The organism is Roseateles sp. Mitsp63 (genome assembly GCF_059491535.1).
In genome coordinates, this window is record NZ_CP168509.1 from 5,202,037 (window position 1) to 5,222,364 (window position 20,328).

Sequence of the window (20,328 nt, forward strand, 5' to 3'; positions counted from 1 at the left end):
GCCGTTCAGCCGGCGTCCGTGGCGGCGCCGACCTCGTGGTTCCCCATCAGCTCGAGCGCGCGCACCAGCGCCGAGTGGTCGAGCTGATCCCAGCCCTGCGCCGCCGCGGCCTGCATCAGCTGCGCGGTGCCCGCGGTATTGGGCAGCGCCAGGCCCATCGCCTTGGCGCTCTGCAGCGCCAGGTTCAGGTCCTTCTGATGCAGCGCGATGCGGAAGCCCGGATTGAAGGTGCGCTTGATCATGCGCTCGCCATGGACCTCGAGGATGCGGCTGGAGGCGAAGCCGCCCATCAGCGCCTCGCGCACCTTGGCCGGATCGGCGCCCGCCTTGGAGGCGAAGACCAGCGCCTCGCCGACGGCCGCGATGTTCAGCGCCACGATGATCTGGTTGGCCACCTTGGTCGTCTGACCCGCGCCCGCGCCGCCGACGCGCGTGATGTTCTTGCCCATCAGCTGCAGCAGCGGCTGGATGCGCGCGAAGGTCGCTTCCTCGCCGCCGACCATGATGGACAGCGTGCCGGCCTTGGCGCCGACCTCGCCGCCGGAGACCGGCGCGTCCAGCCATTCGCAGCCCATCGCGACGATGCGCCGCGCGAAGTCCTTGGTCGCCATCGGCGAGATGGAGCTCATGTCGACGACGGTCTTGCCCGCCGACAGGCCGGCGGCCACGCCGTCCTGGCCGAACAGCACGCGCTCGACATCCGGCGTGTCCGGGACCATGGTGAAGATCACGTCGGCCTGCCGGGCGACCTCGGCGGCGCTGGCGCAGACGGTGGCGCCGGCGGCGGTCACCTCCTCGCGCACCTGGCTGCGGGTGTGGACGAACAGCGCGTGACCGCCCTGCGCGAGGCGCGCCGCCATGGGCGCGCCCATGATGCCGAGGCCGATGAATCCGATCTTGATGCTCATGGGAGCGACTCCTTGTTTCAATCCTTGTACTTGTCGCGCAGGCCCTGCGTCGCCGCGCGGAACACGCCCAGGTCGCTGCCGACGGCGACGAAGGTCGCGCCCTGCGCGAGGTAGCGGCGCGCGTCGACCTCGACCGGCGCGAGGATGCCGACCGGCTTCCCGGCGGCCTTGCACGCCGCGAAGATCGCGCCCATCGCCGCCTGCACCTCGGGATGGGCCGGATCGCCGAGGCGGCCATAGCCGGCGGCCAGGTCCTGCGGCCCGATGAACACGGCGTCCACGCCGTCCACCGCCGCGATCTCCGCGACGGCCGCCACGCCGGCCGGGCTCTCGATCTGGACGATCACCGCGATCTGCTCGTTGATGCCCTGGAAGTAGCCGGGCACCGTGCCGTAGCGGTTGTTGCGCTGCGCCACCGAAACGCCGCGGAAACCCTGCGGCGGATAACGCGTGGACTGCACCGCGTAGCGCGCCTGCTCGGCGGACTCGACGAAGGGGATCAGCAGGTTGGAAAAGCCGGCGTCGAGCAGCCGCTTGATCTCGACCGCGTGGTTGGTGCTCGGCCGCACGACCGGCGCGCTGACGCTGTCCTTGAGCGCCATCAGCTGCGGCACGAAGCTGGCGACGTCGTTGGGCGAGTGCTCGCCGTCCAGCAGCAGCCAGTCGAAGCCGGCCAGGCCCAGCACTTCGGTGCTGATCGGGCTGGCCAGCGAGCACCAGCAGCCGATCAGGCGCTCGCCGGCGATCAGGCGCGCGCGCAGCGTGTTGGGGAAAGCGGAGTAAGGCGTGGTCGGCGTGGTCGGCGTGGTCATGGCGGGCTCCTTCGCGCGGGCCGGTTCAATCGAGCTTGAGCCCGCTCTTGGCCACGACGGCCGCCCAGCTCTTGCGCTCCTTGTTGAAGAAGGCATCCATCTCGGCCGGCCCCATCGTGTGGACCTCGGCGCCCTGCGAGGCCAGGCGCGCGCGCAGGTCGGGCGAGCGGATGATGCGGATCAGCTCGGCGGAGAGGCGGTCGATGTTGGCCTTGGGCATCGAGGCGGGCGCGAGGATGCCCTGCCAGGTGCCGGACTCGAAGCCGGTGGCGCCCTGCTCGGCCAGCGTCGGCACGTTCGGAAGCAGCGGCACGCGCGTGGCCTTGCTGACGCCGATCACCTTGAGCTTGTTCTGCTGCACGAAGGGCAGCGTGGCGAGCATGCCGTTCATCAGCACCTGGGTCTGGCCGGCGATGGTGTCGGTGACAGCCTGCGAGCCGCCCTTGTACGGGATGTACTCCCACTTCGCGCCGGTCAGGCTGGCGACCTGGAAGCCGGCCAGGTGCGGCGCGCTGCCCATCGCGGTGACGGCGAAGTCGATCTTGGACTTCTTCGACAGCTCGACCAGTTCCTTCAGGTTGCTGGCCGGCACCGACGGATGCACCACCAGCATGTGCGGCGAGTAGGCCAGCATCGCCACGCCCTTGAGGTCCTTGGAGGGGTCGAAGTTGAGTTTGGTGTACAGCGAGGGGCTGATCGCCAGCGCGCTGACGTCGCACAGCATGACGGTGAGGCCGTCGCTGGCCTTGGCGGTCTGGTCGGCGCCCATGTTGCCGCTGGCGCCGGGCTTGTTCTCGACGATGACGGGCTGCTTGAGCGCCTCCGACAGCATCGGCGAGATCGCGCGGGCGATGATGTCCGACGAGCCGCCCGGCGTGTACGGGACGATGATGCGCAGCGGCTTGTTGGGCCAGGCCTGCGCGAAGGCATTCGGCGCGAGGCCGGCGGCGGCCGCGATCGCGGCGGCGGCGAGCGCCGCGCGGCGCGTGATGGCCGCGCCGCGCTTGCGGGCCGGGGGATTCGTGTGGGTCATGTCTCTCTCCGTGCGTGGCGCTCGTGGCGCTCTGGGGTCGGGGAAGCGGTCAGCGGACCATGCAGGGCCGCTTGGGATCGAAGGTCCAGCCGGGGATCAGGAACTGCATGGCGATCGCGTCGTCGCGCGCGCCCAGGCCGTGCTGGAGGTAGAGCTGGTGCGCGGCCTCCACGGCGTCCATGTCCAGCGTCACACCCAGGCCCGGCGCGGTCGGCACGGCCACCTCGCCGCCGACGATGCGCAGCGGCTGCTGCGTCAGGCACTGGCCGTCCTGCCAGATCCAGTGCGTGTCGATCGCGGTGAGGCGCCCGGGCGCGGCCGCCGCGGCGTGCGTGAACATCGCCAGCGAGACGTCGAAGTGGTTGTTGGAATGCGAGCCCCAGGTGAGGCCGAAGTCGCGGCAGGTCTGCGCGACGCGGACCGCGCCGGACAGGGTCCAGAAGTGCGGATCGGCCAGCGGGATGTCGACCGATTGCAGGCTCAGCGCATGGGTGAACTGGCGCCAGTCGGTGGCGACCATGTTGGTCGCGGTCGGCAGGCCGGTGGCGCGGCGGAACTCGGCCATCACCTCGCGGCCGGAGAAGCCGCCTTCCGCGCCGCAAGGATCCTCGGCATAGGCGAGCACGCCGCCCAGGTCGCGCAGCAGCCGGATCGCGTCCTTCAGCAGCCAGCCGCCGTTGGGATCGAGCGTGATGCGCGCGTCGGGGAAGCGCGCCTTCAGCGCGCGGATCGCCTCGACCTCTTCCTCGCCGCGCAGCACGCCGCCCTTGAGCTTGAAGTCCTTGAAGCCGTAGCGCGCCTGCGCGGCGACGGCCTGCTCGACGATGGCCTCGGGCGTCATCGCGACCTGGTGGCGGACCTTCAGCCAGGCGTCGGCGCCCTGGCCGCTGCCGGCCTCGTCGTCAGGCGTCCTGTAGGCCAGGCCGGTCTTCGTGCGATCGCCGACGAAGAACAGGTAGCCCAGCATCGCGACGCTGTCGCGCTGCCGGCCCTCGCCGAGCAGCTCGCAGATCGGGACGTCCAGGTGCTGGCCCAGCAGGTCCAGCAGCGCGCATTCGACGGCGGTCAGCACGTGGATCGTGGTCCGCAGGTCGAAGGTCTGCAGGCCGCGGCCGCCGCTGTCCAGCGACTTGAACTGCTCGCGCACCCGCGCCAGCAGCGCGTTCCACTTCGCGACCGGCTGGCCGATCAGCATCTCGCCGGCCTGCTCAAGGGTCTTGCGGATGGGCTCGCCGCCGGGGATCTCGGCGACGCCGACATGGCCGGCGTTGTCCTCCAGGATCAGCAGGTTGCGGGTGAAGAACGGCGCATGCGCGCCGCTCAGGTTCATCAGCATGCCGTCCTGACCGGCGACCGGGATGGCGCGGGCGGACGTGACGATGGGACTGCTCACGGCGGGCTCCTGCGTCAATCGGCGGTGATCTTGCGGGTCTCGATGACCTGCTTCCAGCGGGCGAACTCGGCCTTCTGGAAGGCCTGCGCCTGCTCGGGCGTGTTCGCGACGGTCTCGATGCCGATGTCGGAGAACTTCTGCTTGACCGACGGGTCGTGCAGCGCGGCGGCGATGTCCTTCTGCAGCTGCGCGCGCACGGCGGGCGGCAGGCCCTTGGGCGCGGCCACGCCCTGCCAGGAGTAGACGTCGGCGCCCTTGATGCCGGACTCGGACAGCGTGGGGACGTTGGGCAGCACGGCGGAGCGCTTGTCGCCGGTCACCGCCAGCGCGCGCAGCTTGCCGCCGGTGATGTGCGGCAGCACCGCGTTGATGTTCTGGAACGAGGCTTCGACCTGGGCGCCGAGCAGGTCGCTGATGGCGGGCGCGCCGCCCTTGTAGGGCACGTGCAGGCCGGAGGTGCCGGTCTGCAGCCAGAACAGCTCGGCGGTGAGGTGGTCGGAGGAGCCGTTGCCGGAGGACGCGAAGGTCATCTTGCCGGGCTCCTTCTTGAGCAGGTCCACGACGTCCTTGACGGACTTCAGCGGCGACGCGGCCGGCACGACGAGCACGTTGGGCGCCTGGATGGCGACGGTGAGCAGGTCGATGTCCTTGAGGGCGTCGTACTGGACAGCCTTGATCAGATGGGGCGCGATGACGAAGGGCCCCAGCGAGGACACCAGCAGCGTGTAGCCATCGGCGGCGGAGCGCTTGACCTGCGCGGTGCCGAGCGTGCCGGTGGCGCCGGGGCGGTTGTCGACGATGACGGTCTGGCCCCGCTTCTTCTGGAGTTCGGCGCCCATGGCGCGGGCGAGCATGTCGGTGGAGCCGCCGGCGGGGAACGGGACCACGAGGGTCACGGGGCGTTCGGGGAAGCCGGCGGCCAGGGCCGGGCCGGCGCAGACGGTGGAGAGGACGGCGGCGCCGAGGGCGGCACCGGCCTTGACGGCCAGGCGGCGGGTCAGAACGGTCATGGGTTGTCTCCGGAAGGAACCGTGGAAACCGCTCTTGGTGCGTCTTCGGTGCTCAGCTCCGGAAGTCGTCGGCGGCTTTGTTGTCAGTCATCATACAAGTTGAGTGAAGCCGATGACAAGGCGGCAAGCCGCAGTGGGTGATCGGGAAAAACGCTGAGGCGTCAGCGCTGCTCTTGCAGCGCCTGCGCCGCGCGCCGGCGCCGCTCGCGGCTGTTGGCCAGGTGCGTCCTCATCGCGGCGCGCGCGGCTTCGCTGTCGCGCGCGGCGATCGCGTCCAGGATGCTCTCGTGCTCCGCGTTCACGCGCAGCAGGTAGTCGCGTTGCGCGATCGGGTCCTCGTCGCCCGCGGCGCGCAGGCTCGCCAGGCGCGCGCGCGGAATGCTCGGCGCGCCCAGCGTCCCCATCAACTGCTCGAAGTGCGGGTTGCCCGTCGCCCGGGCAATCTCCAGGTGGAACTGGAAGTCCGCCGTCACCGCGTCGCGGCCCGCCACCGCCGCCTCCGCGAACGCCGTCAGCGCCGCCCGCATCGCCGTCAATTGCGCGTCCGAACGCCGCTGCGCCGCCAGCGCCGCGGCCTCGGTCTCGACGCCGATGCGCAGCTCCAGCACCGCCACGACGTCGTTCAGCGTCGCCATCTGCTCCGCGCCGATGCGGAACGGCCCGCCGTCGCCCAGCCCCAGCACGAAGGTGCCGATGCCATGCCGCGTCTCCACCAGCCCCGCCGCCTGCAGCTTGGAGATCGCCTCCCGGACCACCGTCCGGCTGACCTCGAACTCGGCCATGATCGCCGCCTCGGTCGGCAGCTTGTCCCCGGCCGCCAGCGCGCCCGCGCGGACGCGGTCCTCCAGCGCCCGGACAAGTCCGAGAGCCAGCGATTTCGGTCGGGAACGGGTCAGTGGGGCATTCATCACAGGATCAGTTGTACGACAACATCGCGCCGCGCGACAACCGCGTTATCGCGATGTCGCGCCAAAGCAGCGGATGGAGGGGAGACGGCGGAACCGCGGATTGTCCCGGTACCGGGCGTCGCCACCAGCGGCACGGGGCTGGCCGCTCGTGCCCGGCGCCTCAGGCGGCGTCGAGCGGGAACCTCGTGCAACCCAGCCGCGCCGAGATGTCCCGGCTGGCCGTCTTCAGCATCGCCACGACCTCGGGCGCCTTGGCCTCGTCGTAGCGGAAGGTCGGGAAGCTCACGCTCATGCCAGCGATCGGCTGGCCCAGCCGGTCGAAGATCGGCACGCCCAGGCAGCGGATGTGATCGTCGAACTCCTCGCGGTCCTCGCCGAAACCCTGCGCCTTCACCCGGTCCAGCTCGGCCTGGAAGGCCGCCGGCTCGGTGATCGTGCGGTCGCGGAAGCGCTGGAACACCGCGCCCTCGAGGATGCGCGCGCGCCGGTCCGGATGCTCCCAGGCCATCAGCACCTTGCCGATCGCCGTGCAGTGCAGCGGCGCGCGGCGGCCGATGCGCGAGTACATGCCCAGCATGTGCCTCGAATCGACCTTGTGCACGTAGATGATCTCGCTGTCGATCAGCGTGCCCAGGTGCACCGTCTCGCCGGTGGCGTCGGCCAGCATCTGCATGTGGTGCTTGGACAGGTCGACCAGGTCCGGGTACTGCAGCGCCTTCGCGCCCAGCTCGAACGCCTTCATCGCCAGGCCGTAGCGCTCGCTGTCCGTCTCCTGCCGGACATAGCCCAGCGTCTTCATCGTCTGCAGGAAGCGGTAGACCGTCGCCTTGGGCATCGCCAGCCGGACCGACAGCTCCGAGATGCCGGTGTCGCTGCGTTCCGACAGCGCCTGCAGGATGGCGAACACCTTCAGGACAGCCGCCACCGATTCGGGCTGCTGCTTGCCATCGTTCAGATCGTCATCCATGCGCCACGTGTTCTTGGAAAGGAAGGATTTCACCACAGCCGGCCCGCGCCCGCGCCCGCGCGAACCCGCGCCGCCACCGCGTCCGCGGACTCGATGGGCAGCCGGTACGGCGGCGTCCAGCCGGCCTGGCCATCGATGGTCCGGCCGGGGTTCGCGGCACGCAGCATGCCCACCAGGTCGACCGGCGCGCCATTGAACCGCGAGCCCCGGTCCTCCAGGCGCTCGCCCTTGAGCAGCCGCGCGATGCGCTCCGGCGCGATGCCCGGCGCGGCCTCCCAGGCGTTGGCCTCGCTCAGCACGCTCGATTCGAAGCCGGCGCCGATCGAGTAGCCATAGGGATAGTCCCCGTCCGGCGTCGCGGCGTAGAGGTTGTTGACGACATGGACACGGCCGTAACGCACGCGCGGCGTGCGCTCCTTCACCTGCTCCCACAGGTTGTGGTGCAGCGTCACGCGCAGGTGGCCGCGATCGTCGCGATGGCCGTCGCCGCCGCCGATCAGCATGGTCTTGTCGTGGCGGCGGAAGACATTCCACGACACGGTGACGAAGTCCGAGCGCCGCGTGATGTCCAGCAGTCCGTCGTGACGCTGCATCCGCTGCCCGAGCGTCACCGGCTCGCGCGGATCGGGCCGCGCGCCGTCGTCGAAGCTGCAGTGGTCGATCCACACCTGCGTCGCCTCGCGCAGCGAGACCGTGTCGTACTCGGAGTTCCACTCGCCATGCCCGTTGTCGTTCGGGTCCCAGGCCGGGAAGAAGTCGTAGGCATCGGAGAAGCGCAGGTTGCGCAGGATCACCTGCGAGACCTTCTCCAGCATCAGCGAGCCGTTGTCGAAGCCCGCGTCGGGCGTGATGCCCACGAGGGTCGTGTTGGACGGCAGCCTGACGACGACCTGCGCCGCCTGCCGCTTCGCGGAGCGGCGGCGCGCGTCCTCGAGCGGCCCTTCAGGCGCGCGGCGGCCCCAGGTCGCCGGGTCGTACTGGCGCACGAAGGCGTCGAAGTCAAAGGCGGGATCGCGGAAGTCCTCCAGCCCGAGTCGGCGGCCCGACGCGTCGGCCGCGAGGTCGATGCGCGCGGCCACGGCGATCAGCTTCGGCGTGTCGCCGAGCGCCAGCGCGGCGTCGAGCTCGGCGCGCGTGCGCACGATGCGGACCGCGCCAGGTTTCGCCTTCGCGCCACCTTCGGTGCCGCCGTTCATCGAGGCCCAGCCGTCGCCGGGCGCGATCGCATCGAAGGCCGCGGCGGGCACCACGCCGAGGGACGCGGCAGGCGCGGCGGCGGCCAGCGCGGCGTTGCGGTACTCGGCCATGCGGTTGGCGGCCTCGCCGGTGGCGGCGAAGGGACGGCGCGAGGTCGACGCACCCCAGGCCGTCAGATGCGGACCGAGCTGGCTGTCCCGGATCACCGCCTGGCCGTTGGGCGCCGACGGCGACGCTCGCCATTCACCGGCCTTCACGCCGCGGTCCCAGGCGCGGCCCAGGCGCACGCTCCCCGGCGCCAGGCCGGGTTCCGCCACCCAGCGCGAGCCCTGGACCAGGAAGCCGCGCGGAACGCCGGCCGGCGTGCTGGGCGCGAGCACGATGCCGCCCTGTCCCGGCGAGCGCCGTCCGGCGCGGCTCACGATGACGCTGTCGTCGATCACCAGCGTCGCGCCGCCGAAGATGAAATCGACATCGCCGCGAATCTCGCTGGCATGCACGAACACGCGCGAATCGCTGGCGAGGTCGTCGCTGGCGCGCTCGGCAAAGAAGGTGTCCTGATGCCCGAGCAGCCGCACCTGCTCGAGCTGGATCCGATCGCCGCGCGTCATCAGCGCGACGGCCTGCGCGCCGCCGCTCTCGCCGGCACCGGGCGGGTAGCCCTGGCCGGCGCGCACGCCGTCCATCGCGTCGTTGGCGATGGTCAGCCGCGCGAGTTGCACGTCGTCGCTGAACACCATCACGCTGGCGCTGCCCGGCGTGCCGAAGGTCTCCGCGTCGAGCAGCGGCATGCAGCGATGCGCCGCGGCGCCGCGCGCCTTCGGCAGCGCGTTGTAGCGGCCCTCGACGATCACGACCTCCGCGGGATCGCCGCGCCCGTAGAGCGTGAACGGCGCCTTGTCCTGGATGCAGAGCGGCTCGCGGTAGAGGCCCGGCTTGACGAGCACATGAATGCGCGCTGCCGCGGCCGGGCCGCCCTGCCCTTTCGCCGGCAAGGCATCGATCGCCGCCTGGAGCGTGCGGTGCGTGCCGCTCCCATCGGCGGCGACGACGAAGGCCGGCGTCCAGCGCGCGGGGTCGAGCGTCTGCGGCTGCCAATCGCCAAGGTAGCGCGCGGCCGTGGCCTGGGCGGCCGCATCGTCACCGAGCTGTGGCCGATCCTGCGCCCACGCGGCCTGCGGCGCGGCCACGCACAGCCCCGCCATCACCGCGCCGCGCCAGCCCCGCATCACAGGTCCGCCAGGTACAGCGCCGGCTCGCCCTCGGCATCGGCGCTGAAGAGCACCTGCCGCTCATCGGGCGTGAACGACGGGTGCGGATGCGTGACCTGCCGGTTGCCCTTGTAGACGCGCCACGAGCTGTCGTGCCGCGCCACGCGCCGCTCGGTGCCGGCCTTCAGGTCGAACAGGTGCAGGAAGGGATCGGTCGCGATCTGGTGGCTGCCGGTGTCGGCGACGTCGGCCGGCGAGTCGCAGCCGTCGCCGATCAGCAGCGTGCCGTCGTGGTTGCTCATCAGGTGCGAGCACGGCGGCATCTTCATGAGCCGCCGCGATTGAAGCGTCATCGGATCGAGCGCGCAGATCCAGCGATCACGCTGCCCCTTCAGGTAGGAGACGTAGATCATCGCGGAACCATCCGGCACCCAGAACTCATGGGTGCAGCTTTCGCCCTGATCCTGACGCCGCCCGCACCGGACGTTGCGGCCGTCCTCGTCGACGAACCACATGCGCGCGTCGACCAGGTCGTGCGGCCCTTCATGGCAGTACGCGACCGTGTGGTCGTCGCCGGGCCGGTACTGGGGATGGCCCAGCCAGCCCTGCTGCTCGAGGATCACCTCGCGCGCGCCGCTCGCCAGGTCGATGCGGATCAGCCGGCAGCGCGGCTTCGCATGGAACATCTGGTGGAACTTCTGCCAGTCGCTGAGCGGGAACCAGTCGCTCGCGGCGATCTCGATGCCGACCATCTTCGTGCAGGCCGAGTTCGCGACCCAGGTCCCGTAGCCGACCCAGCCCTCGGGCACGGTGTAGACGGTCTCCTCGCTCAGGTCGCGCAGCGACAGGCGGATCAGCCGCCGCTCCGCGCGAACGAAGTACAGGTGCCGGTCATCGGGACTGAGGAAGCCGCCGAAGGTGTTCTCGCCCGGCTGGTCGGTGAGCTGCGTCGCGACCTGCGACTCGAGGTCGAGCAGGTGGTAGTTCCAGCTCGTGTCCGGCCCGAACTCGGCGCCGAAGATCAGCCGCCGGCCCTCGTTGGTGAAGCACTTCTGATAGAAGTAGTTGCGATGGCAGGTCACGTCGGTCGGCGTCAGGCGCGTGACGCGCGCGCCGGTGTCCGGATCCTGGCGGGTGACGAAGCGGAGCTGGCGTTCGGTGGCTTTCATGGTCGCTCGGTGGGCTTTCACTTGATGCGTTGCAGCAGGGCCTGGCCCTCGGTGACGAGGCGGCGCGCGGCGCCGAGGTCGTCGGTCTTGCCATAGGCGACGGTCTCGAAGACCTCGCGCATGAACTTGTGCAGCCGCGCGTGCTCGAACAGCGGCGCCGGCCGCTTCAAGCGGCCCGACTCGCGCTGGCGCCGGATCTGCTCATGCGCGGCGGCTTCCAGCGGCGGCAGCGCGCCGGCCGCCTTCAGCTGCTCGAAGGGACCGCGCGCCGACGGCAGGCCTCGCGTGCGGCCCAGCAGGGCCGCCGCCTCCGGATCGGTGAGCAGGAAGTTGACGAGCTTGGCCGCGATCTCCGCCTTGCCGCGCCGCTCGGCCTGGCGGCTCACCGCGTACATGACGGTGGGCCGGCCGAACATGCCGCTGTCGAGCGCGCCGGGCAGCGTCGGGAACTCGCCGAGCACCAGCTTCTGCTGCTTGTCCAGCGTCGACGCGCGCAGCGCGATGACCGAGTCCCAGGTGTAGTTGCCGGCCCAGCGGCCGGTCACCCAGTCGGGCTGCTGCTCGGTGGGTTTCTCCGCGCCGCCCAGGCTGGCGCGCAGCGGCAGCGGCGTCGCGACGTGCCCGGCGACCAGGCGCCGATAGAGGCGCACCCAGTCCAGCGCCGCGGCTTCGCTCATCGCCACGCGCGGCTGCGCGGGATCGACGTAGGCCACGCCGTGGCGCTGCTGCACCCAGGCCTGGGCGAGCAGCATCATGTCGTAGAGCTCGCCGTCGAGCGGGTAGGCGTCCTCGCCGAGCGCGCGGCGGAAGGCCGGGCCGGCGGCGAAGAGCTCGTCCCAGTTGGCCGGCAGCGCCAGGCCCGCGCGCTCGAAGGCCGCCTGGTTCCACAGCATGACCCGCGCGCTGAACGACACCGGCAGCGCATTCAGCTTGCCCGCGACGTCGCCATAGGCCAGGTCGTCGCGATCGAACTGCGCAAGGTCCAGCAGCGCCGCGTGCTGGTTCAGATCGGCGAAGCCATTGCCGCGCTTGCTGAACATCGCCAGCCAGGCCCAGTTGATCTGCATGAGCTCGGGCTCCGAGCCGCCGGCGATCTGCGTCGTCAGCCGCTCCAGGTAGCCGTTGAAGCCCATGTACTCGGCCTTCACGCGCACGCCGTGGCGGCGCTCGAAGAGCGCCAGCGCCTTCAGCGTCGCCTCGTGCCGGCCGGCCCCGCCCCACCAGGCGAAGCGCAGCACGGCGTTCCTGTCCTGCGCGCGGAGCACGGCCGGCGCCGTCAGCGCCGCCTTGACGCCAGCCGTCGCGGCGATCGCGCCGGCGGCCAGGCCCAGCAGTTGTCGTCGCGGCAGGCTCATGGGCGGGTCCCGGCAGGCGCGCCCGGCAGCAGGTTCATCCCGCTGGCCGCGTCGAAGAGATGACAGGCCGGCATCTGCAGATGCAGCGTCAGCGCGCCACCGCGCGCGAGGCCCTCGAGCGCCACCGCCTGCTCGGCCGGCACGCGCGCCGTCAACGGCAACGAACCGAGCTCGGCGTGCAGGTAGACCTCCGAGCCCATGTGCTCGATGAAGCGCAGGCGCGCCTCCACCGGCACGCTGTCGCCCTGCGCGCGCGGCGACAGGCCGATGTGCTCGGGCCGCAGGCCGAAGGTCAGCGCGCCATCGGCCAGCCGCGGCAGCGCCGTCAGGCCCGCCGCCTTGACGGCCGGCAGCGGCAGCCGCGCGCCGCCAAGCTCGATGGCCAGGCCGTTGTCGGTCGCCAGCAGCCGCGCCGCGAGCAGGTTCATCTCCGGCGAGCCGATGAAGCCGGCGACGAAGGCATTCGCCGGCCGGTCATAGAGCGCCGTCGGCGTGTCGACCTGCTGGATCACGCCGTCCTTGAGCACGCAGATGCGCTCGCCCATCGTCATCGCCTCGACCTGGTCGTGGGTGACGTAGATGGTGGTCGCGGGCTGCTGGCCCTCGCGCAAGGTGCGATGCAGCTCGGTCAGCCGCACCCGCATCGCCGCGCGCAGCTTGGCGTCGAGGTTGGACAACGGCTCGTCGAACAGGAACACCTCGGGCTTCTTGACGATCGCGCGGCCGACCGCGACGCGCTGCGCCTGGCCGCCCGACAGCTGCTTCGGATAGCGCTCCAGCAGATGCTCCATCTCCAGCAGCGACGCGGCATGGCGCACGCGGCGGTCGAGCTCCGCCTTCGGCGTGCCGGCCAGCTTCAGGCCGAAGGCCAGGTTGTCGTAGACCTTCATGTGCGGGTACAGCGCGTAGTTCTGGAACACCATCGCGATGCCGCGCTGCTTGGGCGGCAGCGCGTTGACGGTGCGCTCGCCGATGCGCAGCTCGCCGCCGGTGATGCTCTCCAGCCCGGCGATCATCCGCAGCAGCGTCGACTTCGCGCAGCCCGACGGGCCGACGAAGACCATGAACTCGCCATCCCTGACTTCCAGGTCCACGCCATGCACGGCCTTGAAGCCGTTGGGATAGACCTTCTCCACCTTGTCCAGGCTCAGTCTTGCCATGTGTCAGCCCTTGACCCCCGAGGACGTCGCGCCCTCGATGAAATGCTTCTGCGCCGCGAAGAACACCGCCACCGAGGGGATCAGCGCCACCACGGAGATCGCGATCACGTTGGCCCACTCGACCTCCTCGGTCGCGCCGATGCTCATCTTCAGCGCGAGCGAGACCGGGTACTTCTCGACCGAGGCGAGGTAGATCAGCGGCCCCATGAAGTCGTTCATCGTCCAGATGAACTGGAACACGACCACGGAAATGATCGCCGGCTTGAGCAGCGGCACGATGATGTGCCAGAGCAGCTGCAGCGCGTTGCAGCCGTCGATCTGCGCGGCCTCCTCCATGTCGCGCGGAATGCCGCGCAGGAACTGCACCAGCATGAACACGAAGAAGGTGTCGGTGGCGAAGGCCGAGGGCACGATCAGCGGCAGGTAGGAGTCCAGCCAGCCGATCTCGCGGAAGACCAGGTATTGCGGCAGCCGCAGCACGATCAGCGGCAGCATCATCGTGGCGATCATGATGCTGAACAGCAGCTTGCGGCCCCAGAACTCGAAGCGGGCAAAGGCGTAGGCCACCAGCACGCAGGAGATCACCGTCACCACGATGCGGGGGATCGTGATGAGGAAACTGTTCAGGAAGTAGGTCGCGAAGGTGTATTCCGTGCTGGTCTTCCAGCCCTTGGCGTAGGCGCTGAAATCGAGGCGGTCGGGCCAGAAGCCGGCGGAACTGAAGATCTCGGCATTGCTCTTGAAGGAGGCGCCGATCAGCCACAGCAGGGGGTAGAGCATCACGATCGCGACCGCGGCCAGCGCGAGGTAGCGCAGCGTGCGGTTGCCACGGTCGCGGCCCTCACCCCTGCCCTCTCCCGCAAGCGGGAGAGGGGGTTGGATGGGAGTACTGCTGCGATGTGGGACGGGAAGGCGGCTCATCGGCGGGTCTCCTTCTCGCCGGAGTAGAAGACCCAGTACTTCGAACTCCAGAACGACAGCGCCGCCAGGCCGCCCACCAGCGCGAACAGCACCCAGGACAGCGCCGCGCCGTAACCCAGGTTGAAGAAGCGGAAGCTCTGGTCGTAGATGTAGAGCGCCAGCACGTAGGTCGAGTGCAGCGGGCCGCCCTCGGTGATGAGGTAGGGGCCGTTGAACTCCTGGAACGCGTGCACCATCTGCATGATCACGTTGAAGAAGATCACCGGCGTGATCAGCGGCACCGTGATCCGCCAGAACTGCTGCGCCTTGCTGGCGCCATCGCATTCGGCGGCCTCGTAGAGCGAGATCGACACGTTCTGCAGCGCCGCCAGGAAGATCACCATCGCCGAGCCGAACTGCCACGTGAACAGCAGCACGATGGTCCACATCGAGTAATGCTCGTCGGCCAGCCAGGCGACCGGCTCCAGCCCGAGCTTGACCAGCACCAGGTTCACCAGCCCGTTGCGCGCGAAGACGAAGCGCCACAGCACCGCCACCGCGATCGACCCGCCAAGGATCGACGGGATGTAGAACGCGGCCCGGAAGAAGTTGATGCCGCGCAGCTTGAAATTGAGCACATGCGCGATGAACAGCGCGAAGCCGACGCGCAGCGGCACCGCCAGCAGCGCGAAGAGCAGCGTCACGCCCAGCGACTTCCTGAAGAGCGGATCCGCGGTGGCGAGCTCCTCGTAGTTGCGCAGCCCGACGAACTGCGGCGGGTCGATCAGGTCGTACTGCGTGAAGCTGAGCGCGAAGCTCATCACGAAGGGGAAGAGCTTGAACAGCAGCACGCCCAGCACGAAGGGCAGCGCGAACAGGAAGCCCAGGCGCTTGTTCTCGTACATGGCCGACGGTCGGTATGGTCCGCGAGGGCGGCGCGCTCAGCGCGCCAGCCAGCCGCCGTCCACGGCGACGGTGTAGCCGTTGACATAGTCCGAGGCCTTGGACGCCAGGAACACCACCGGCCCCGCCAGGTCGTCGGGCACGCCCCAGCGGCCCGCCGGGATGCGGTCCAGGATCGCGGCGTTGCGGTGCTCGTCCTGGCGCAGCGCGGCGGTGTTGTTGGTCGCCATGTAGCCCGGCGCGATCGCGTTGACGTTGATGCCGTGCGCGGCCCACTCGTTGGCCATCAGCCGGGTGATGCCCATCACGCCGCTCTTGCTGGCCGTGTACGAGGGCACCCGCACGCCGCCCTGGAAGGACAGCATCGACGCGACGTTGATGATCTTGCCGCCGCTGCCCTGTGCCAGGTATTGCCTGGCCACCGCCTGCGAGAAGAAGAACACCGTCTTCAGGTTGAGATCGACCACGTCGTCCCAATCCTTCTCGCTGAAGCGGATCGCGTCCTCGCGGCGGATGATGCCGGCGTTGTTGACCAGGATGTCGATGCGCCCGGTCAGCGACTTGGCCTCGGCGACCAGGCCCTCGATGCCGCTGATGTCGCCCAGGTTGGCGCGCAGGTCGAGGAAGCGCCGCCCCAGGCGCTGGACCTGCGCGCGCGTCTCGGCCGGGTCCGACACGTTGACGCCGACGATGTCCGCGCCGGCCTGCGCCAGCGCCACCGCCATGCCCTGCCCCAGGCCGGTGTTGCAGCCCGAGACGATGGCCACGCGGCCGTCGAGTTGGAAGTTGTCCAGGATCATGGCGTTCCCTCAGCGCAGCGTGGTCATCGGCACGTGGTCCATGTCCTTGAAGACCTGGTTCTCGCCGACCATGCCCCAGATGAAGGTGTAGGCCTGCGTCCCGACGCCGGAATGGATGGACCAGCTCGGGCTGATGACGGCCTGCTCGTTGCGCACGACCAGGTGACGCGTCTGCGTCGGCTCGCCCAGCATGTGGAAGACCACCGCGTCCGCCTTCATGTCGAAGTAGAAGTACACCTCCATGCGGCGGTCGTGCTGGTGGCAGGGCATGGTGTTCCAGAGGCTGCCGGGCTCGAGCTGCGTCATGCCCATCAACAGCTGGCAGGTCGGCAGCACGTCGGGCACGAGGAACTTGTAGATGGTGCGGCGGTTGCTGGTCTCGGGCGCGCCCAGCGTCTCGGGCGAGGCCTCGGCCAGCGTGACCTTGCGCGTCGGATAGGCGGTGTGCGCCGGCGCGCAGTTGAAGTAGAGCTTGGCCGGCTGCGCGGGGTCGACGCTCTTGAACTCGACGATCTTCGCGCCCTGGCCGATGTACAGCGCCTCGCGCGGGCCGACGTCGTGCTGCGTGTCGTCGACGAACACGCGGGCCGCGCCGCCGATGTTGATCAGCCCCAGCTCGCGGCGCTGCAGGAAGTAGTCGGTGCCGGTGTGCCGGCCCAGTTCCGCCGAGAAGGTCACCGGCCGCGTCACCGGCATGATGCCGCCGACGATGATCCGGTCGATCTGGCTGTAGGTCAGCGTCGCCTGATCGGGCTGGAACAGGTCCTCCACCAGGAACTGCCGACGCAGGCCTTCGGTGTCCAGCGTGCGGGCGTGCTCGCTGTGGATGGGTTGGCGGATCTCCATGTCGTCTCCTGGTGATGCAGGCATTCGGGCCTCTGTTGGGGTCGCAGCGTACGGGCCTGCGGACTTTCCCGGAACTATGGTTTCTATGTAGTGAACCAGCGTTTCAATTTTTCGCCACCTCGCTATAGTTGCTCGAAACGACGACCCAGACCCGTCCGCTTCCAGGAGACGCCCCGATGACCCACCCGTACTTCCTGAACGACGCCGAGCCGTGGACCGAGCTCGGTGACGGCATCCGGCGCAAGATCGTCGGCCACACGCCGGAGCTGATGTCGGTGCTGGTGCAGTTCGACCAGGGCGCCATCGGGACGCCGCATGCGCATGACGCGCACGACCAGATCGCGTTCGTGATCAGCGGCGCGTTCGAGTGCGAGGTCGGCGGCGTCAAGCGCGTGCTCAAGCCGGGCGATGCCTTCGTGGCGCCGCGGCTGACGACGCACGGCGTCGTCGCGCTGGAGCCCGGCAGCACGCTGCTGGACCAGTTCTCGCCGCGGCGCGAGGACTACCTGTAGGTCCTTGGCGCGACGGCCGTCGCCGGCCCGCGCCCGCTGAAGTCCACCGCAGTTCCCAAGCAGTACCCGAGGCGGCGATCGCACTGCAGCGACGGCCGCTCCCGCCTGCCGGCGCCCTGCGCGCGCCCGCGACCGACACGACACCGCGAGAGAGCGACGGGCCACGATCCCGCGCCCGCGGTCGCTGAAGCCCTTGGAGACAACGTCATGCCCCAACGTCATGGGACCCGCCTCGGGACGCGCGCCCCCGCCACGTCCACCACGTCCGTCAGTCGCCGCGCGCCCCGCGTGCCGCGATTGACGCGCCTGGCCGCCTGCCTGCTCGGCTCGGCCACGCTCACGCTGCCCGCCTGGAGCCAGGACCAGGCCGCCGCGCCCGCCGCCGCCGCCGCCTCGGCACCCGCGGCCGCCTCGGACAAGTCGCTGGAGACCGTCGTCGTGACCGGCATCCGCGCCTCGCTGGAGAGCGCGCTGAACGCCAAGCGGCAGGACCGCGGCATCGTCGACGTGATCAAGGCGGAGGACATCGCCAAGTTCCCCGACACCAACCTGGCCGAGTCGCTGCAGCGCATCCCGGGCGTGGTCATCGACCGCGACGCCGGCGAGGGCCGCAACATCACGGTGCGCGGCCTGGGCGCGGACTTCACCCGCGTGCGCATCAACGGCATCGAGGCGCTGGCCACCACCGGCGGCACGGACAGCTCCGGCGGTGCGAACCGCTCGCGCGGCTTCGACTTCAACGTCTTCGCGTCGGAGCTCTTCAACACCATCACCGTGCGCAAGAGCAGCTCGGCGGAAGTGGATGAAGGCTCGCTCGGCGCGACCGTGGACCTGCAGGCGGCGCGGCCCTTCGATTTCAACAAGCGTGTCATCACCGCCTCGGTGAAGGGCCGCTACAACGACCTGTCGCGCGAGACCGACCCGCGCATGGCCTTCCTGATCAGCGACGTGTTCCTGGACAAGACGCTGGGGGTGCTGGTCTCGGGCGCGTACTCCAAGCGGCGCCTCTTCGAAGAAGGCTTCTCCACGGTGCGCTGGGACAACGGCCCCTCGTCCGGCGGCTGGTGCTCGCCGCAAGGCGTCACGCCGGCAAATCCCGCGACCACCGCCGCCACCTGCGGCCCGGCCGCGCAGAACGTGCCGCGGCTGCCGGCCTCGGCCGGCGCGTCGGCGGCCTACGGCGCGGCGAGCAGCGCGGACAACTTCCACCCGCGCCTGCCGCGCTACGGCCGGCTCACGCATGACCAGGACCGCTATGGCCTGACCGGCTCGGTGCAGTTCCGCCCGAGCGATCGCACGCTGCTGACCTTCGACATGCTGTATTCGAAGCTCAAGGCGACGCGGCAGGAGGACTTCCTCGAGGCGATCTCGTTCAGCCGCACCGCGAGCCAGGGCGGCAAGCCGCAGACCAGCGTGGTGGAGGCGCAGTACGCGCCCAGCGGCGCGCTGCTGTATGGGGTCTACAACGGCGTCGACGTGCGCTCCGAGTCGCGCTACGACGAGCTGTCCACGACCTTCCGCCAGCCCAGCCTGACGCTGGAGCAGGACCTGACCGACCACCTGAAGCTCAACGCCAGGATCGGCCGCGCCGACTCGCAGTTCCGCAATCCGGTGCAGACGACGGTCACGCTCGACGCGCTGAACGTCAACGGCTACACGCTGGACTTCCGCAACAGCGACCGCCTGCCGGTCATCAAGTACCCCTTCGATCCGGCGGCGCAGAACGGCGCGCTGCAGATCGTCGGCGTGCCGCAGGCCGCGACGGGCACGCAGCCCACGACGATCGCCAACACGACGACCAGCGAGATCCGCATCCGGCCCCAGGGCGCCAACAACCGCAACGACATCGCGCACCTGGACCTGGCCTGGGAGGTGGTGCCGGACCGGCTCACGCTGAAGGCCGGCTACGACTACAAGAAATACGCGTTCGACACCTATGAGTTCCGGCGCGTCAACCAGAACGACACGATCTTCTCGCCGGCCGCGGGCGCCGGCGTGCTGACGAAGATGCTGACCGGCTTCGGCCGCGGGCTGAGCCTGCCGGATGGCGCGCCGACCTCGTGGGTCATCCCCGACCTCAACGCGATCGCCTCGGCGTACGACATCTACTGCAACTGCATCAAGAGCGGACCAGCCGGCGGGCCGGGCGACTTCACGCTGTCCTCGACCACCAACGGCAACGCGCGTGGCAACAACCGCGCGGTGATCGAGAAGGACCGCGGCGGCTTCCTGCAGGCGGACTTCGAAGGCCGCGTCGCGGGCCTGCGCGTGCAGGGCAACGTCGGCGTGCGCTATGTCGTCACCGAGCAGGACGCGACCGGCTACCTGGCCAGCGGCGGCGGCACCGAGGTCGTCATCGGCCAGAAGTACAAGGACTGGCTGCCGGCGTTCAACATCTCGGCCAACCTGACCAAGGACCTGATCGCGCGCTTCGCCGCCGCGAAGGTGATGGCGCGTCCGCAGCTGGGCAACCTCAACCCGGGCGGCACGATCAGCACGACGGGGACGCTGTCGATCACGACGGGCAATCCGTATCTGAAGCCCTTCCGCGCCAAGACCTTCGACGGCAGCCTGGAGTGGTACTTCGGCCGCAACGCCTTCCTCGGCGTGGGCGTGTTCCAGAAGAACATCGACACCTACATCCAGAGCCTGCGCACCAACTCGCCGTTCAACCAGACCGGGCTGCCGCTGTCGCTGCTGCCGGCCAACTTCACCGGAGAGGAAGTCTTCCAGCTCACCACCCCGATCAACACCCCGGGCGGCAAGCTGCGCGGCATCGAGCTGAACTACCAGCAGCCGTTCACCTTCCTGCCGGGCTGGGGACGCAACTTCGGTACGGTGCTGAACTACACCTACGTGAAGTCCAAGATCACCTACCTGGTCTCGCCCACCAGCGACGCCACCATCACCGACGACCTGCTCAACATGTCGCCCAAGTCGTGGAACGCCACGCTGTACTACGACGACGACACCTTCAGCGCCCGGGTCTCGGCGTCCAAGCGTTCGTCCTTCCTGACGCGCGTGCCGGGGCAGAACAACAACGACGTCGAAGGGAAGAACGGCACGCTCAACGTGGACGCGTCGATCTCCTACAAGGTCAATGACCGGCTCACCCTCACGCTGGAAGGCGTCAACCTGACCAACGAGGCGAACGACCAGTTCATCTCACGGCTGCGCAACAGCCCCGTGGTCTATCACGTCACCGGGCGGGAGTACCTGCTGGGCGCGAGCTACAAGTTCTAAT

At 69.7% G+C, this 20,328-nt stretch carries 17 protein-coding genes; 2 read left to right on the forward strand and 15 right to left on the reverse strand.

Translation table 11 applies throughout. The annotated features are described in order from the left end of the window. Window positions 1-5: 5 nt before the first annotated feature. From ACEN96_RS22555 to kduI, 15 genes are all read right to left on the reverse strand, one after another. Window positions 6-908 carry a 2-hydroxy-3-oxopropionate reductase gene (locus ACEN96_RS22555; RefSeq protein ID WP_495585267.1) on the reverse strand — a complete coding sequence of 301 codons (903 nt, stop codon included), beginning with the start codon at window positions 906-908 and terminating at the stop codon, window positions 6-8. Between the two features lie 17 nt (window positions 909-925). Next, a complete protein-coding gene (garL, locus tag ACEN96_RS22560; RefSeq protein WP_495585268.1) occupies window positions 926-1,720 on the reverse strand; it encodes a 2-dehydro-3-deoxyglucarate aldolase in 795 nt (264 codons plus the stop codon). Window positions 1,721-1,745: 25 nt separating this feature from the next. Next, a complete protein-coding gene (locus tag ACEN96_RS22565) occupies window positions 1,746-2,753 on the reverse strand; it encodes a Bug family tripartite tricarboxylate transporter substrate binding protein (RefSeq protein ID WP_495585269.1) in 1,008 nt (335 codons plus the stop codon). A gap of 49 nt (window positions 2,754-2,802) precedes the next feature. After that, window positions 2,803-4,089, reverse strand: a complete 1,287-nt coding sequence (locus ACEN96_RS22570) for an enolase C-terminal domain-like protein (protein WP_495588662.1) — start codon at window positions 4,087-4,089, stop codon at window positions 2,803-2,805. Between the two features lie 71 nt (window positions 4,090-4,160). Continuing rightward, window positions 4,161-5,156 carry a Bug family tripartite tricarboxylate transporter substrate binding protein gene (locus ACEN96_RS22575; protein ID WP_495585270.1) on the reverse strand — a complete coding sequence of 332 codons (996 nt, stop codon included), beginning with the start codon at window positions 5,154-5,156 and terminating at the stop codon, window positions 4,161-4,163. Window positions 5,157-5,317: 161 nt separating this feature from the next. Then, on the reverse strand, window positions 5,318-6,064 hold the full coding sequence (locus tag ACEN96_RS22580; RefSeq protein ID WP_495585271.1) for a FadR/GntR family transcriptional regulator: 747 nt from the start codon (window positions 6,062-6,064) through the stop codon (window positions 5,318-5,320). A gap of 160 nt (window positions 6,065-6,224) precedes the next feature. Continuing rightward, window positions 6,225-7,031 carry a DNA-binding transcriptional regulator KdgR gene (kdgR, locus tag ACEN96_RS22585; protein WP_495585272.1) on the reverse strand — a complete coding sequence of 269 codons (807 nt, stop codon included), beginning with the start codon at window positions 7,029-7,031 and terminating at the stop codon, window positions 6,225-6,227. A 29-nt stretch (window positions 7,032-7,060) separates the two neighbouring features. Further along, entirely contained in the window at window positions 7,061-9,457 is a 2,397-nt protein-coding gene (locus ACEN96_RS22590; RefSeq protein ID WP_495585273.1) for a pectinesterase family protein, read from the reverse strand. Beyond that, entirely contained in the window at window positions 9,457-10,608 is a 1,152-nt protein-coding gene (locus ACEN96_RS22595; RefSeq protein ID WP_495585274.1) for an oligogalacturonate lyase family protein, read from the reverse strand. The genes ACEN96_RS22590 and ACEN96_RS22595 overlap by 1 nt, the downstream gene beginning before the upstream one ends. Before the next feature lie 17 nt (window positions 10,609-10,625). Further along, on the reverse strand, window positions 10,626-11,963 hold the full coding sequence (locus ACEN96_RS22600; RefSeq protein ID WP_495585275.1) for an ABC transporter substrate-binding protein: 1,338 nt from the start codon (window positions 11,961-11,963) through the stop codon (window positions 10,626-10,628). Then, a complete protein-coding gene (locus ACEN96_RS22605) occupies window positions 11,960-13,123 on the reverse strand; it encodes an ABC transporter ATP-binding protein (RefSeq protein WP_495585276.1) in 1,164 nt (387 codons plus the stop codon). Before ACEN96_RS22605 ends, ACEN96_RS22600 begins: the two co-directional genes overlap by 4 nt. 3 nt (window positions 13,124-13,126) lie before the next feature. After that, window positions 13,127-14,044 carry a carbohydrate ABC transporter permease gene (locus tag ACEN96_RS22610; RefSeq protein ID WP_495585277.1) on the reverse strand — a complete coding sequence of 306 codons (918 nt, stop codon included), beginning with the start codon at window positions 14,042-14,044 and terminating at the stop codon, window positions 13,127-13,129. Continuing rightward, a complete protein-coding gene (locus ACEN96_RS22615) occupies window positions 14,041-14,928 on the reverse strand; it encodes a carbohydrate ABC transporter permease (RefSeq protein WP_495585278.1) in 888 nt (295 codons plus the stop codon). The genes ACEN96_RS22610 and ACEN96_RS22615 overlap by 4 nt, the downstream gene beginning before the upstream one ends. 36 nt (window positions 14,929-14,964) lie before the next feature. Then, a complete protein-coding gene (gene kduD, locus ACEN96_RS22620) occupies window positions 14,965-15,726 on the reverse strand; it encodes a 2-dehydro-3-deoxy-D-gluconate 5-dehydrogenase KduD (RefSeq protein WP_495585279.1) in 762 nt (253 codons plus the stop codon). A gap of 9 nt (window positions 15,727-15,735) precedes the next feature. Then, window positions 15,736-16,572 (reverse strand): 5-dehydro-4-deoxy-D-glucuronate isomerase, encoded by an 837-nt coding sequence (kduI, locus tag ACEN96_RS22625; RefSeq protein ID WP_495585280.1) that lies wholly within the window; start codon window positions 16,570-16,572, stop codon window positions 15,736-15,738. Between the two features lie 176 nt (window positions 16,573-16,748). On the opposite strand from kduI, the gene ACEN96_RS22630 reads away from it, so the two are divergent. Continuing rightward, entirely contained in the window at window positions 16,749-17,084 is a 336-nt protein-coding gene (locus ACEN96_RS22630) for a cupin domain-containing protein (RefSeq protein WP_495585281.1), read from the forward strand. Window positions 17,085-17,291: 207 nt separating this feature from the next. After that, on the forward strand, window positions 17,292-20,327 hold the full coding sequence (locus ACEN96_RS22635) for a TonB-dependent receptor (protein ID WP_495585282.1): 3,036 nt from the start codon (window positions 17,292-17,294) through the stop codon (window positions 20,325-20,327). Window position 20,328: the final 1 nt, after the last annotated feature.